Annotated in this window: 13 protein-coding genes; 5 read left to right on the plus strand and 8 right to left on the minus strand. The window is 58.9% G+C overall.

Annotated features, from left to right (window positions below; translation table 11 throughout):
- From ACILSL_RS16785 to ACILSL_RS16800, 4 genes are all read right to left on the minus strand, one after another.
- The coding region (locus ACILSL_RS16785; RefSeq protein ID WP_395733208.1) for a hypothetical protein at positions 1-345 on the minus strand (345 nt) is incomplete at its 3' end.
- Positions 346-363: 18 nt separating this feature from the next.
- Complete coding sequence (locus ACILSL_RS16790; protein ID WP_395733209.1) at positions 364-702, minus strand: hypothetical protein; 339 nt, start codon at positions 700-702, stop codon at positions 364-366.
- 121 nt (positions 703-823) lie between these two features.
- The gene (locus ACILSL_RS16795) at positions 824-1,435 is read right to left on the minus strand and encodes a hypothetical protein (RefSeq protein ID WP_395733210.1); all 612 of its coding nucleotides are present in this window, start codon (positions 1,433-1,435) and stop codon (positions 824-826) included.
- A 14-nt stretch (positions 1,436-1,449) separates the two neighbouring features.
- Positions 1,450-1,782 (minus strand): hypothetical protein, encoded by a 333-nt coding sequence (locus ACILSL_RS16800; protein ID WP_395733211.1) that lies wholly within the window; start codon positions 1,780-1,782, stop codon positions 1,450-1,452.
- Positions 1,783-1,894: 112 nt separating this feature from the next.
- Between ACILSL_RS16800 and ACILSL_RS16805 the strand changes: the two genes are divergently transcribed.
- Positions 1,895-2,704: a ParA family protein gene (locus ACILSL_RS16805; RefSeq protein ID WP_395733212.1), complete on the plus strand. Its 810-nt coding sequence runs from the start codon at positions 1,895-1,897 to the stop codon at positions 2,702-2,704.
- Complete coding sequence (locus ACILSL_RS16810) at positions 2,679-3,602, plus strand: hypothetical protein (protein ID WP_395733213.1); 924 nt, start codon at positions 2,679-2,681, stop codon at positions 3,600-3,602. The genes ACILSL_RS16805 and ACILSL_RS16810 overlap by 26 nt, the downstream gene beginning before the upstream one ends.
- 23 nt (positions 3,603-3,625) lie before the next feature.
- Here the strand turns inward: ACILSL_RS16810 and ACILSL_RS16815 are convergent, their stop codons facing one another.
- Positions 3,626-6,223, minus strand: a complete 2,598-nt coding sequence (locus ACILSL_RS16815) for a protein kinase domain-containing protein (protein WP_395733214.1) — start codon at positions 6,221-6,223, stop codon at positions 3,626-3,628.
- A 236-nt stretch (positions 6,224-6,459) separates the two neighbouring features.
- Here ACILSL_RS16815 and ACILSL_RS16820 point away from each other — a divergent pair, with 236 nt between their 5' ends.
- The gene (locus tag ACILSL_RS16820) at positions 6,460-6,888 is read left to right on the plus strand and encodes a hypothetical protein (protein ID WP_395733215.1); all 429 of its coding nucleotides are present in this window, start codon (positions 6,460-6,462) and stop codon (positions 6,886-6,888) included.
- Positions 6,889-6,938: 50 nt separating this feature from the next.
- Positions 6,939-8,642 (plus strand): ribose 5-phosphate isomerase B, encoded by a 1,704-nt coding sequence (gene rpiB / locus ACILSL_RS16825; RefSeq protein ID WP_395733216.1) that lies wholly within the window; start codon positions 6,939-6,941, stop codon positions 8,640-8,642.
- Here the strand turns inward: rpiB and ACILSL_RS16830 are convergent, their stop codons facing one another.
- Positions 8,643-9,530, minus strand: a complete 888-nt coding sequence (locus ACILSL_RS16830; protein WP_395733217.1) for a S1 RNA-binding domain-containing protein — start codon at positions 9,528-9,530, stop codon at positions 8,643-8,645.
- Positions 9,531-9,595: 65 nt separating this feature from the next.
- Between ACILSL_RS16830 and ACILSL_RS16835 the strand changes: the two genes are divergently transcribed.
- Positions 9,596-10,459 (plus strand): alpha/beta hydrolase, encoded by an 864-nt coding sequence (locus ACILSL_RS16835; protein WP_395733218.1) that lies wholly within the window; start codon positions 9,596-9,598, stop codon positions 10,457-10,459.
- A 4-nt stretch (positions 10,460-10,463) separates the two neighbouring features.
- Here the strand turns inward: ACILSL_RS16835 and ACILSL_RS16840 are convergent, their stop codons facing one another.
- Together ACILSL_RS16840 and tsaD are read right to left on the minus strand one after the other, a co-directional pair.
- A complete protein-coding gene (locus tag ACILSL_RS16840; protein WP_395733219.1) occupies positions 10,464-11,687 on the minus strand; it encodes a PQQ-binding-like beta-propeller repeat protein in 1,224 nt (407 codons plus the stop codon).
- 12 nt (positions 11,688-11,699) lie between these two features.
- The gene (gene tsaD, locus ACILSL_RS16845) at positions 11,700-12,710 is read right to left on the minus strand and encodes a tRNA (adenosine(37)-N6)-threonylcarbamoyltransferase complex transferase subunit TsaD (RefSeq protein WP_395733220.1); all 1,011 of its coding nucleotides are present in this window, start codon (positions 12,708-12,710) and stop codon (positions 11,700-11,702) included.
- Positions 12,711-13,470: the final 760 nt, after the last annotated feature.

The raw sequence follows: 13,470 nt of genomic DNA on the forward strand, positions 1-13,470 counted from the left end.
GGGCGCGTTGTTTCGAGTTCTCTCCACCGATTCTTTCATGGATTGGAGGGCATATTTGAAATCGCTATCAGCTTTCTGATAACGTTGGTCCAAGGCTTCTTGTGCTTTGAGGAGAGACGTGTTTTTGTCAGCCTCAGCCTTGATCTTGCTAACAACTCGCTCCTTTTCGCTCCAAGCCTTCTTTCTAAGAGGCAGCATTTCCTTCATGCTTGCCAGCTGGGACTCACTCTGTTTCAGCATTAATTTGGCCTCGCTTACGGTGTCTTCGTAGTGAATAAAATAACTGAACGAAATAATGATGCCGATAAGAAAAAGGGCGACCCAGACTTTTGTTTCTTCAAACATGATGATCAAAGACTAAATTTAGTACAGGTATTTGGCTTTGTAGTTGTCCAAACGAGGACGAATGACACTTAGGGCAGCCTCGGCTTCGGCGCATTTTTTGCCGAGATCAGCCAGCATTGACTCAAATTCCGCATTTTTTTTCACCGCCTGTTCAAGGTGGTTCTCCAGGGGCATTCCGTTCGCAACCGGGATAGTCCGAAGTGATTCGAATTTGTCATCAATGGCGCGCATTTCTTGAGTGATGCTTTGAATCTCCGCCTCGACCTTAGCGCGTTCACTGTTCAACGTGCCAACTTTATCGCAGGAGCTTGCGAAAACAATGGCTGCAAGACCGGTTAGAATTAGGGGGCGGTACATTAGGTAATGTTGGGGGGCTGCTGGGGTCGAGCGAATTCTCTGATCAAAAATACATTTAGAGACAATGTTTGCATGCGGAAAGTGGCGCATAGAAACATTCTCGTGGAATGGCAAGGATGCTCTACAAGCCCTGGTTCTTGCCTGAGGGGGCTGATTTGGAGGGCATCGGCGGACTCAGTTCATTCATCAGATGCTGCAGCCCACCATGAATGGACTTCGGTCCGAGGTCATACTTTTGCACGAGTTCCGTCGGCAGGTCATCGGTTTTCGCCTGCAGATTGGCCACCCCGTCTTCGTGCAGAAAAGAAACCGAATCGTCGTTGATCTTGAAAATCTTGGCATTGTGCAGGGCTGAACGTCCTGAAAGCCTGAGTTCGGGGATCACGGTGCCGATGGCGGATTTGCGGGTGTTCTCCACGGCTGCCGCCATGGAATCGGCCATGTATTTGATCTCGCCGGTCAGTTTGCGTTCTTTGGTGTCTAAAAGGTCGCGCTGCCGGAGGACTTCGGTCATGCGTGCCTCCAGCTGATCCAGCTTGTCTTTGGCGGTTTTGATTTCAGTCCATTCCTGCCGGCGCAGATCCACCGTCTCCCGGGCTGTGTCGGCCTGGGATTTCAATTCAGCAAGCTCCGCCTTAAGTTTGTCGAATTTGGCAAGATAGTCGCAGCCGCCGATGATGCAGGCGAGGAAAAGCAGGGCCTTGAGAAAGGAACTGAAACGAAATTCGAACACGGTGTTGCGGGGTATTATTTGGGTTGCGCGGCTTTGAAGGCCTCAGCGGCTGGCTTGAGCTTGGCGAACCCGGCTTCAATGGCCGACAGCTTGCGCTGTCGGGGAGCGTTGACGAATTCCAGCGAACGCAGTTGATCCTCTTTGATCTGGATTTGTTCGAGGAGGCGTGTCAGGCCCTCCCGGCCCCCGAGTTCTGCGATGTCTTTTTCGTACTGGCGGGTGGCGGCCTCATCCTGTTTGAATTTGGCGTCGAGTGCGGTGAATTCACGCTGGAGCTCGGCACGGCGTTCACAAGACAGGCTCGTCAAGCACAGCGCCAGACAACAAGACAAAAAAGGCAGTTTCATGTGAGTGTGCGGTGGGGCTGATCCCCGCCGGCGGAGACCTGCTGGATTTAATCTTGAATGGTCTGCTGCGCAACTTCCTTGCCATTCGGCAAACCCATCCTAGCATCGACGTGTGATAGCGATTGCAACAGCGAGCCAGAAGGGCGGCGTGGGTAAAACCACGTTGTGCATCAATCTCGCCTACTCACTGGCGCGGCGTGGCTGGCGTGTGCTGCTGATTGACACGGATCCGCAGGGCGGCGTGGGGCTGTCGCTGGCGAAAAGTACGAAGGCGCGTGAGGGATTTCATGAGTTTCTCGTTCGTGGCGGGGATTTGAGCAGACTGGTGGTGCCAACGCGGCTCCCAGAACTGGAGATTGTACCTGCCGGGCAGTATGACACTTGCGCGCGACAGGGCTGGTCTGAGCATGAGGTGCCGGCACGGCTGGCTGATCTGCTGCGGGGCGCCGAGCTGCGGGGCGTCGACGTCGTTCTTATGGACACGGCGGCGGGGATGAGCAGCACGACGGAGTCGGTGGTGAAGGCCTGTGATTTTGTGGTGCTGCCCCAGCAGGCGGAGCCGCTGGCGATCCGCAGCGTGCCTCATCTGCTGGAGACACTGGCGCGCTTCCGTGCGGAAGGTGCCGGGGTACGTGTGGCGGGCATTTTGCTGACGATGGTGATGCGCGAAAATGAAATGAGCCTGAAGGTGGCGCGTGAGCTGCGCGACATGCTGCCGGCCAACCTGATGTTTCAGCAGAGCATTCCGCGCCTGCCTTCATTTCTCGAAGCGAGCGCCCTGGGGGTGCCGGTGGCGCTGACCAAGCGCAACCCGCCGCCCGAAGCGCTGATTTTTGACCAGATCGCCGCCGAACTGGAGCAGCGGACAGGATTGACCCACGAACGTGAAAGGGAGCATGGCCATGCAAGTCTCATGGATTGATGCCGAGCGGATCAAGGCGCTGGTGGAGCAGATCGCACCTCAGGAGGCATGCGTGGAGGAAACACCCGGCTTCATTGAGATGGACACCACTCCTGCAACCTCGTCGGGCATTGCAGACGCGGCCTGGGGATTTGCCGCGGACTGGTTGGCGCCCCCCGTGAAACCTGCGCCCGCTGTGATTGTGGCTGAAACATTTGCGGCCGAACCAGAGCCTGTGGCAGAGGCGGAAGATGAGACGGCTGATGACGGGCATGTTCAATCAATTCCGAATCCTGCTGCCACGCTGCCGCTGAGCCGAATCCGTGACAAGCTGCGTGCGATTCGCCAGCGTGCGACTGACGCGGGCATTCTCACGCGGATGAGCGAAATTTCCCCGGTGGAGGCGCCATCCCATGAAAGCATAACGGTCTTTGCCCCTCTTCATCAAGCAAGTGATGATGCGGCGGAGGCGGAAGTCTGCCAAGAAGAGGCCTCAGTTGAAATGCCGGAAAAATCCACCGCTGTTTCTTCACTGACAGCCGCTTTTGACATTCCTCAGGGCTCGCGCGAGGTGCGTCTGGCTGCCTTTGCCAACTGGGCGCGGCAGACGCTGTACACCGGGGGAGAGCAGCTTCTGGTGATGAGTGATGATGGCGAGGTGCTGTGGGGAGGTGAGGCCAAAGCCGGGCTGGCCCTTTCCACCATGATGGCTTGCGGAGCGGCGATCCGTGCGAACGCGATGTCCGCCTGTGAAACGCCTCCGGTGATTCACCAGCCGCTGGCATCTGGGAATGTGCTCACGGTGATCCCGTGTGAAACGGCCGTCGGCATGGTCCATGCTGCGCTGGCTGCACCTGCTGGACTGAGTCATGAACAAGCGCACTTCATCCGTGGTGCCCTGTGTGCCGTGATGAACTGAGAGGGCCGCCCTTCAGGGGGGGGCTACTTCTTGAACAGAACCAGTTCGTTAATGCCCCAGTAACTGCTGGCAGCCCCGAGTTGAGTGATGCGTACAAAACGTGCTTTCTGCGGTGTTTTGAAAACGATCTCGGTCACAACGTTTCCGTCTCCCTGGGCATCGGTGGGATTCCACTGTGTGCCATTGGAGGACACTTCGATTTTGTACTTGCGCGGGTAGTCCTGATTGCTGGCCTGGCTGTCGAGGGCCAGTCCGGCAATGTTTTCCTCGGTGGGAAGTTCCACGGTGAACCATTCGCCACCTTTCATGGGGGCTCCGGTGGCCCAGCGGGAGGCCGTGTTGTTGTCCACGGCCTTGGCGCAGTCTTCCTTCTTGAGGCTGGCGCTCAGCTTCCAGGCACTGCGGGGTTCGATCATTGGAAGCTTCGTCCGCAGCCGGGTGTTGAGCGGCGGCGGCGGAGTGAGGAAGTACCAATCACGCACACGGCCGTCGATGAGCTGGCTCTGGTCGGGCTTCAAGATGATGGAATAAACGAAGAGTTCTGCCAGATATCCGCTGAATTGATCCTGGGGGCTGACGCTTCCACCGCTGCTGTCCTGACCACGTCCGATCAGCAGCCAGTTGAGGGGTTTGGAGGGCGCGGTGGACTTGCCGCCAGAAGAGGTGAAGGCCTTGCCATCGGCATCTCGTGCACGGAGTTCCACGAGGCCGGTGCTGGCATTCCAGCTCACAAAAGCGAGGCAGGCCAGCGTGCCGTTCACATCCTTCGAGGTCAGCACAGGGCTGCCACCTGCATTTTTAACTTCTGTCACGAGGTTCTTTTTCTCATCCACCAGCAGGGACACCGTAGTGCCATCATCATTGCCGAGGGTGAAAACCCGCGTGGGGAGCTTGGTCGCATCGGCCTGAAACGCGATGACGACTGTGAGCCCCTTATCGTTGGGGACGCCAGCATCCTTGCTGCCGAAGGGCATGTTCTGCGTTTCAGAGCCTGTATCATCAAGCTCCAGGATGCAGGGCTTGCCATTGTGAGAATGGAAATCGAGTACGACCCGTCCCGGCTTGGGCGTGCCGCCCTTGGCGGCTTCCGGCCAGTTGACGCGCTTGGGCGCATAGTCCGGGCTCTTCTGATAGCTACGCAAAATGTTGTCGCCACCCCTCTCAGAAAGGTCATGCCACTCGATGACAGGCTCGTTTGGGTTGGCCAAGGCGGGTTGGCCGTCGGCGCCTTTACGGTTGGTCAGGCTGGCGGTGTTGCCCACATAAAAGAGTGCGATGCCTCGGTCCACAGGAGGAAATGGGCGGTCCTGCGGGAGCTGATAGCTGACCTTGGGCGGATTGGACGAGATGCCAATAGCTGACAGCGCTGAGTTGCTGGAGGATGAAGCGCCGGGCTTTTTACCGAAGAAAAAGCAGCCGCCGATGCCCAGCACGATGATGCCTCCACCGATGATGGCGATTTGCTTGATCAGTTTCGCGTTTGTCTGAATGAACGAAGCTGAGGGGGCGGAAGAACGGGCTGCAGATGGCGGACGCTGCATCGCTGTCGTGTGCCCGGTTCCGGGCCTGCGCGGCGCAGGGGCCAGTGGTGTCGTGAGTGCGGCGAGCTCAACGACAGGCTGCGCCTCAGGAATAACTTCCACGGCTACAGGCTCGGCATAGACGGGCTGAGCTTCGGGGGGGGGATAATAACCCGTCAGCGGCACCGTGCCTGTTCCCGGAGGCATGCCGGGCGGCATATACACGGGCGGCGGCGCATACATGCCCATCCAGGGACCATAGGTCACCATTGTGGGCATTTTTTCCCAGGCGCGAAACTCCTCGATGGCCTGCTGGGCGTTGGCTGGGCGATCATCAGGCTTCTGCGCCATGAGGCGTGCGCACCAGGCCCCCAGCCACTGCGGTACATGCGGGGCAATTTCATGCAGCGGCACCAGCACATGGTCGATGTGCTTGTCGATGACCTCGGCCATGGAAGCGCCGTCGAATGCCTTTCTACCGGAGAGCGCCTCATAGAAAACACAGCCCAGGGAATAGAGATCGGTGCGTTCATCCACGGGCTCACGCGTGAGCTGCTCGGGGGCCATGTAGTAGATGGACCCCATCACCGTGCCTTCCTGGTCCTCCGTCTGCTTGCGTGCGCGCAAGCCGGCTCTTGCCAGACCGAAGTCGATGATCTTCGCCTGCATGCGGCCGCCGGGAAGACGCTCCACCTTGATGTTCTCAGGCTTGATGTCCCGATGCAGGATGTGGTGCTGGTGCGCTGCGAGCAGGCCCTCGAGTGTTTGCGAGGCCAGCTCTTTAAAATCATCGTAAGGAAGCGGACCGCGTGCGACGACATCCGCCAGATCCTCGCCCTGGAGCAGCTCCATCACGATGAACAACCCTTCGTCATCGCTCGCCACATCGAAGATCGTGACGATGTTCGGATTGCGCAGGGAGGCGAGTGCATCGGCCTCACGTCGCAGTTCGGAAGCAACGTTTTTGTCCACGTCTGCTTCATTGGCGGTCAGCAGTCGTTTGACGGCAACCCAGCGCTTCAACTGGCTGTCATAAGCACGGAAGACGGCACCAACGCCGCCCATGCCGAGCTTTTCATATATTTTATATCGTTCCGCCATCCGGGGTTAAGCGCTTGGAAATAAGACGAACAGGAGCAAAGCCCATATGCCTCCCCTTTGGCAAGCGGGATATTCCACGAAAATGCTTATGGGCACATTCTGCTCCGCCTTTGACAAAAGAGGGGGGGCGCGGCACACTGACATCCCCCGTCAGTTCTGGCGGGATAGAATCAACCCCGCTCAGCATCTTGAAAAAAGTTCTTTTTGTCTGCACTGGCAACACTTGCCGCAGCCCCATGGCGGAGGCGCTTTTCCGTGATATGGTCAGGGAGCGTGCCGACTACGAGGTCTCCAGCGCTGGTGTCGCGGCGGCTCCCGGCATGCCTGCCAGCAAACATTCGGCTGCTTTGCTCAAAGCGCGCGGTATCGATCTGGACAATTTTAAGAGCCGCATGCTCGACCGGCAGATCTTGGAGCAGGCCACGCACGTGTTTGCCATGTCCTCGCACCACATGGCGGCGATCGCGGATGAATTTCCCGCGCACTCCGACAAGGTCTATCTTGTTTCCGAATTTGTCGCGGAAGACGCCCTTCGTGGCAGAGATCTTTCGGATCCCTTTGGACAGGGCCGTTCAGCGTATGAACAGACGCTGCGCGACCTGGAAATAATTCTGCCCAGCCTGCTCGCCTACATTGATCAGACCTGGAAGGAAAATGATGGATGACAGCAGCCATCGCCCACCCATCTTCGACTCTCACCCCCCCAACGCAAAAAATGACCAGTACCTCCAACGGCACCCTCCCTCATAAACTCGCCATCGCCGCCGATCATGGCGGAGTGGAATTGAAAAATGCCGTCGTCGCTCATCTGAAATCCGCTGGTTATGGCGTGGAGGATTTGGGTGTGAATTCGCATGATTCAGTCGATTACCCGGACTACGCGGAGGTGGTTGCTGGCAAGGTGCTCTCCGGCGAGGCGGATGCGGGCATTTTGGTGTGCACCACGGGCATCGGCATGTGCATCGCCGCGAACCGTCATGCGGGCATTCAGGCTTCACTGGTCGCCGATGCGCAGACCGCTGCCATCACTCGTGAACACAACAACTCCAACGTGCTCTGCCTCTCCGGCAAAAACACCTCTGAGACCACCGCAAATGAGATCGTGGATGCGTGGCTGAAGACCCCCTTTGCCGGTGGCCGCCATGGCCGCCGTGTGGACAAGATGAACGCGCAGCCGCACCCGCTCGATATTTTGGAGGCGAATGATCCCGCCGTTGCCGACATCATCCGTGGCGAGCAGCATCGCCAGCAGGACCATATCGAGCTCATCGCCAGTGAGAACTTCACCAGCAAGGCGGTTATGGCTGCTCAGGGCAGCTGCCTCACGAACAAGTATGCCGAAGGCTATCCCGGCAAGCGCTGGTACGGCGGCTGTGAGGAAGTCGACAAGGTCGAGCAGCTTGCGATTGACCGCGCGTGCGAGTTGTTTGGCGCCAAATTTGCCAATGTGCAGCCGCACTCCGGCTCGCAGGCCAATGCTGCGGTTTATTTCAGCGTCCTGCAGCCCGGTGACAAGGTGCTCGGCATGAATCTCGCCCACGGTGGTCACCTCACCCACGGTAATCCGGCCAATTTCTCCGGCCGTTTCTACAATTTCTGCCAGTACGGGGTGAACCAGGAGAACGAACTCATTGACTACGACGAGCTCGCCGAAGTGGCGAAGCGTGAGCAGCCGAAGATGATCACCGCAGGTGCCAGCGCTTACCCGCGTATCATCGACTTCAAGAAGATGAGCGAGATCGCTAAGAGCGTGGGCGCTTACCTCTTTGTGGACATGGCCCACATCGCCGGTCTCGTGGCCGGCGGGTCGCATCCCTCCCCGATGGAGTATGCCGACTTCGTCACCACCACCACGCACAAGAGCCTGCGCGGTCCGCGTGGCGGCATGATCCTCACCAATCGTGAGGATCTCTTCAAGAAGATCCAGAGCCAGGTCTTCCCGGGTGTGCAGGGCGGCCCCCTCATGCACGTCATCGCAGCCAAGGCCGTCTGCTTCGGCGAATGCCTCAAGCCCGGCTTCAAGGATTACACGGCACAGATCGTCAAAAACGCCCAGGCCCTTGCTGCTGCTCTCGCTGCGCTCGGCTATCGCATCGTCAGCGGTGGCACGGACAATCATCTCATGCTCGTGGATCTCCGCCCGAAAGGCCTCAATGGCAAGGTGGCCAGCGAGACCCTCGACAAGGCTGCAATCACCGTGAACAAAAACGGTATTCCCTTCGACACCGAGAAGATCACCCTTGGCGGTGGCATTCGTGTCGGCACCCCTGCCGTCACCACGCGCGGCATGAAGGAGGCCGAGATGAAGCAGATCGCCGCCTGGATCGACCGTGCGCTGACAAACCGTGAGGACGAAGCCGCCCTGGCTCAAATCCGCAAGGAAGTCAGCGAGATGAACCAGCGTTTCCCTCTGCCTTGATCATTGGGCCCCCGGGCCAGAAGGCTTCCAGTCACCGTCTTTCGCTTCACGAACGTCCAGGGTTGCAATGCCCGGATTCGTGAAGCGGATGCGGCGCTGTTTGTAGAGGGAGCCGAGTGCCTGCTTGAACGCCTTCTTGCTGGCTTCGAAGTGGCTGCGAATGGCTTCGGGATGGCTGTCGTCGTCAAAGTCGAGTTTTCCGCCGTTGTTCTTGAGCGCTTCAAGAATGCGGTCCGTCAGTGATGCGACGCGCTGGTAGCCGGAGGCATCCAGGCTGAGGTCAATCTTGCCGCTGGGGTGAACGGCGCTGACGAAGCCGTTGATCTTTTGTCCGACTTGAAGCGGGGCGCCGATGTTGGTGTGGTAGAGCAGTCCGATGTGCGTCCCCGCGACAATCGCATTGTAGCCCAGCGGCGTGCGGGCGGTGATCAGCAGTGGCACGGGCTGTCCTGGTTTGAACGGCGGGCGTTCGCGGCTCAGATGCCGGTTCAGGCGTGTGGTGGCGATGATGCGGTCCGTTTTCTCATCCAGCATGATGTAGGCCACGACTTTGTCGCCGACGTAAACCTGATCCGCCTGCTCACGAAACGGCAGGAGCAGATCCTTGAGCAGGCCCCAGTTCAAAAACGCACCGATGTTGCGGTTCACGCTCACGACTTCCAGCGTGGCAAATTCGCCCACCATGGCAAACGGCACCTCCGTGGTGGCCACGAGGCGGTCCTCAGAATCACGGTAGATGAAAACGTCCAGAGTTTCGCCAAGGCTGGTGCCCTTGGGGATGTAACGGTTGGGGAGGAGAATTTCGCCGTGATCGCCGCCATCGAGATAAATGCCGTGCGGTGTGCTGTGAAGAACGGTGAGGGAATTGCGTTTGCCAATCTGAGCCATGATGCGCAGACTAGACGCGGCTGTGGACCAATCCAACGCCTACTTCACCTTCACCTGCGCCTTTGATGAAATACCTCGCCTTCCTTCTGCCCCTTGTCCTGCATTGCACGCTCCGCGCGGAGGAGCCGCTCGTGATTCACTTGTGGGAAAAAGGCGCGCCTGGATTTGAGAAACTGCGGGATGAGCCGGAGGTGATCAAGGGCACGTCCGTCACGCATGTGAACAACCCCTCCATCACCGTCTTTCCTGCGCCGAAGGACAAGGCAAACGGCGCGGCGGTGCTCATCGTGCCCGGCGGCGGGCATCGGCAGCTCGGTTTTGGCGGCGAAGGGGTGGAGCCCGCGAAACTGCTGAACAACCTGGGCGTGACCTGCTTTGTACTGAAGCACCGCCTGCCGCGCGAAGAGGGCTCTCCCTACTCGCTGGACATCCACCCGCGTCAAGACGGCCAGCGCGCCATGCGAGTCATCCGCAGTCGTGCCGCCGAGTGGAGCCTCGACCCCAAGCGCATCGGCATCCTCGGCTTTTCCGCCGGTGGCGAAGTCGTGGCCATGGTGGTGTACAGCCCCACGGCGGGCGACCCCGCCGCCGCCGACCCCATCGACCACGCCAGCAGCCGCGCTGATTTCCAGATCTCCATTTATCCCGGCCCCCTCGGCGTGCCTGCTGGCCCGATTCCTGCCGACTCTCCGCCTGCCTTTTTCCTCGTGGCGAATGATGATACCAGCCACGTGAAGCCCATCCTGGACCAACTGGCGAAATACGAAGACGCCAAGCTCCCCGTGGAAGTGCACCTCTACGCCAAAGGTGCACACGGCTTTGGCATGGGCACCCGCTCCAAGCTGGCCTCCATTAAAACCTGGACCCAGCGCATGAGCGACTGGCTGGCAGACAGCGGGTTTTTGGGGAAGGCGGGAGGCGTAAAGTAGGGGGCTACTTCACCTTCACCACCACCAGCTTCTCAGCATCCCGCGCAAAGAGCAGTCCATTGGAGAACGCATCATGGCTGCGGTGTCCCGCCCTGGTGATCTGGCTGCGTTGCAGGAGATTGAATTTCTTCGGGTTGGCGGTGAAGATCCACAGCTCGCCGGCCTCGCTGTGCAGCAGAATTTTGTCTCCCACCAGAATCAGGGTGCCGCCCTGGAGGCGATCCGGCGCTTCCCATGCGATCGTGCCATCGGCCACGGAGATGCAGCGCAGCGTCATGCCAGTTTCCTGCCTTCCGTGCAGACCATAAACGTAACCGGCGTGGTAAACTGGCGTCGTGTAGTGGCAGTCGAGCGTGTCGGCTTTTTTCCACACGTTGGTCAGTTTGCGGTCAGCCTTGTTCCACTGCCAGAGGCCGGCGCCCACATCATACGCGGCGGTGAAAAGCAGTCTGCCATCCCCGCAGGGCACAGGGACCGCCGCATTGACGGAGGCGTCGATCTGGGCGCGGAAGTAGTCATCCGCCAGCACCTTGCCGTCGCTGGTTTGCGCCAGAAGGACGCCGCGGCGGGTGAAAAAGGCGCTCACTCCCTGATCTTCAGGAATCAGCAAGGGGGATGAATAACTCGCTTCATCTTCTGTGGCCTGCCAGACGAGTTTTCCCGTGGCAAGATCCAGCGCGATGATGCCCGCACCGCCCTTCGCGTTCTTGCCCCCCACATTGAGCAGCACCTTGCCATCTGTAACAAGGGGGGAGCAGGCGCGGCCAAAGTACCCTTGCGGGGATTCGAGCTCGGCCACGTTGTCATAACTCCAGACGAGCGCGCCTGTCTTGAAATCGAGTGTCTGGACCATGCCTTCCGGGCCATGAGTGATGACCTTGCCCGCTGCGATGCACGGCACGGCACGGGGGCCGTTGTCGAAGCCAAAGCTGTCGCGGTAGGTCGTAGGGCAGGCGTGTTTCCAGAGGGATTTGCCGTCGGCGGCTGCAAGCGCCTCGGTGATGATTTCGCCACCCTGACGGTGGGTCATGATCACGCAGTTGTCGAAAACCACTGCTCCGGCATGGCCGCTTCCCAGCATACGCTTCCACACGATCTCGGGTTCCGTGCTGCCGATGATCGCGGTTTCGTCAGTGGCGGTGCAGTTGCGCTGAGGGCCGAGAAACTGCGGCCAGTCACCGGCGTGAAGACTGGTGAATGCGCAGAAGAGTACAAGAAACGGGCGCATGATAAGAGGGGGTTAACTGACAAGGGAGAGATTGGGATCCACATCCGCCTCCAGTGGCGAGGTATGGCCAATATTGAAACGTTGCGCAGCAGCGAATGCAATCATGCCGGCATTGTCCGTGCAAAGATCCGGCGGGGCGAGCAGCAATTGCAGGCCTGCTTTGGCGCAACGTGCGGCAAGCGCCGAGCGCAGGCCACGATTGCAACTGACCCCGCCGCTCACCGTGACGAGTGTCTCTCCGCATTGCTTGGCCGCGAGCACCAGTTTTTCGACCAGCACCTCAATAATAGCCGCCTGCACACTGGCGCTGAGATCGGCCAGCACCTGTTCGCTCTTCAGGTCGACTCGGGGCAGTTCATACAGCACGGCGGTCTTCAAGCCGCTGAAACTGAACTCCAGGCTGCGGCCATCCAGAAAGCTCCGTGGAAAGGCGAAGGCGGTGGGATCGCCACGAGTGGCCAGCTTGTCGATCTCAGGTCCGCCGGGGTAGGGGAGGCCGATCATCTTCGCCACCTTGTCGAAGGCTTCGCCTGCGGCGTCGTCACGCGTGCGTCCCAGCAGCTCGTAGCGGCCCACGCCACGCACGCGCACCAGCATCGTGTGACCGCCGCTGACGATGAGCGCCACACTGGCACGCACCGGGCCGTTGCCATTCATAAAGGGGGAGAGCAGGTGGCCCTCCATGTGGTTCACGGCCAGGAAGGGCTTGTTTTCAGAGATGGCGAGCGCCTTGGCCATCGAAGTACCAATGAGCAACGAACTCACCAATCCCGGACCGCTGGTGGCTGCAAAAGCTGACATGTCGCCGAGCGTTTTTCCGGCGTCAGCCAGGACCTGCTGAACCAGAGGACGCACGTGGAGGATGTGATTGCGCGAGGCCACCTCCGGCACGACTCCGCCATACTGGCGGTGAATTTCGATCTGCGAGGCGATCCTGCCGGCGATCAGCTCACCTTCCAGGGTACAGATGGCCGCAGCAGTCTCATCGCAGGAGGATTCTAGGGCGAGCAGGCAGTCTGACATGGCAGTCCATCAATGAAGTATAAAAGGGGAGTCCAGCATCCAGAATTTGGCACTGGAAGGGTGAAAAAAAAGCCGCCGTCCCCCGGTTGGGTGGGGAACGGCGGCGCAATGTGACAGTTTTCTGTCAGATTCGAGCTTGTGACCGTCTTTGCAGTCGGCCTTCGCTTTAGCGTCGCACTTCGCACATGCCGTCTTAGCTGGAACAGGATGCATGAAGCATCACGGAAACAGCGAAAGAAGAGTGGCAAGACGGATCATTAAATGATCACACGTAAGTTTCACAAACCAGCCGCACTAGGCGGCTGACTGCTTACTTGCCGCTGTGCATTGGTGGTGGCGGCGGCGGAGGAGCAGGCTGCTGGCAAGCGGAGAGCACGGCGGAAGCCGCAATAAGGGTAAGGATAGCGATTTTCATGTGTGTGGGTGTTAACCTATTTGTTAAGCTTCCCATCCACCAGACTCCTGGCAGCGGGATTTTTCGAGATTAACGACAACTTCTGTTTTTGCAAACATCCAAATGCAATCTATGCGAAAACGCGCAATAGAGGCATAAGAAAGAAGAAACTTGGGACTACCAGAATGCAAGGCCCTGTCATGATGGGAATTACCCATAAGGCCCGTTCTCTCCCAAACCGTAGGCCATGCCCAAGATTTCACCGTCGTCTTCTGAGAAAAAGATGCGCAGCGGCCGGCAGCAGATTTCACAGTCGTAGTCCACATCGCACGGCACCTCATTATAGGATGGGGCGGGAACCTCAAA

It is taken from the genome of Prosthecobacter sp. (assembly GCF_044222345.1).
Lineage (GTDB): Bacteria > Verrucomicrobiota > Verrucomicrobiia > Verrucomicrobiales > Verrucomicrobiaceae > Prosthecobacter.

Bases quoted from the DNA above. Each gene is read 5' to 3' on its own strand.
- ACILSL_RS16790 (WP_395733209.1), bottom strand. From the start codon at position 702: ATGTACCGCCCCCTAATTCTAACCGGTCTTGCAGCCATTGTTTTCGCA.
- ACILSL_RS16800 (WP_395733211.1), bottom strand. From the start codon at position 1,782: ATGAAACTGCCTTTTTTGTCTTGTTGTCTGGCGCTGTGCTTGACGAGC.
- ACILSL_RS16810 (WP_395733213.1), top strand. From the start codon at position 2,679: ATGGCCATGCAAGTCTCATGGATTGATGCCGAGCGGATCAAGGCGCTG.
- ACILSL_RS16815 (WP_395733214.1), bottom strand. From the start codon at position 6,223: ATGGCGGAACGATATAAAATATATGAAAAGCTCGGCATGGGCGGCGTT.
- ACILSL_RS16820 (WP_395733215.1), top strand. From the start codon at position 6,460: ATGGCGGAGGCGCTTTTCCGTGATATGGTCAGGGAGCGTGCCGACTAC.
- rpiB (WP_395733216.1), top strand. From the start codon at position 6,939: ATGACCAGTACCTCCAACGGCACCCTCCCTCATAAACTCGCCATCGCC.
- ACILSL_RS16830 (WP_395733217.1), bottom strand. From the start codon at position 9,530: ATGGCTCAGATTGGCAAACGCAATTCCCTCACCGTTCTTCACAGCACA.
- ACILSL_RS16835 (WP_395733218.1), top strand. From the start codon at position 9,596: ATGAAATACCTCGCCTTCCTTCTGCCCCTTGTCCTGCATTGCACGCTC.
- ACILSL_RS16840 (WP_395733219.1), bottom strand. From the start codon at position 11,687: ATGCGCCCGTTTCTTGTACTCTTCTGCGCATTCACCAGTCTTCACGCC.
- tsaD (WP_395733220.1), bottom strand. From the start codon at position 12,710: ATGTCAGACTGCCTGCTCGCCCTAGAATCCTCCTGCGATGAGACTGCT.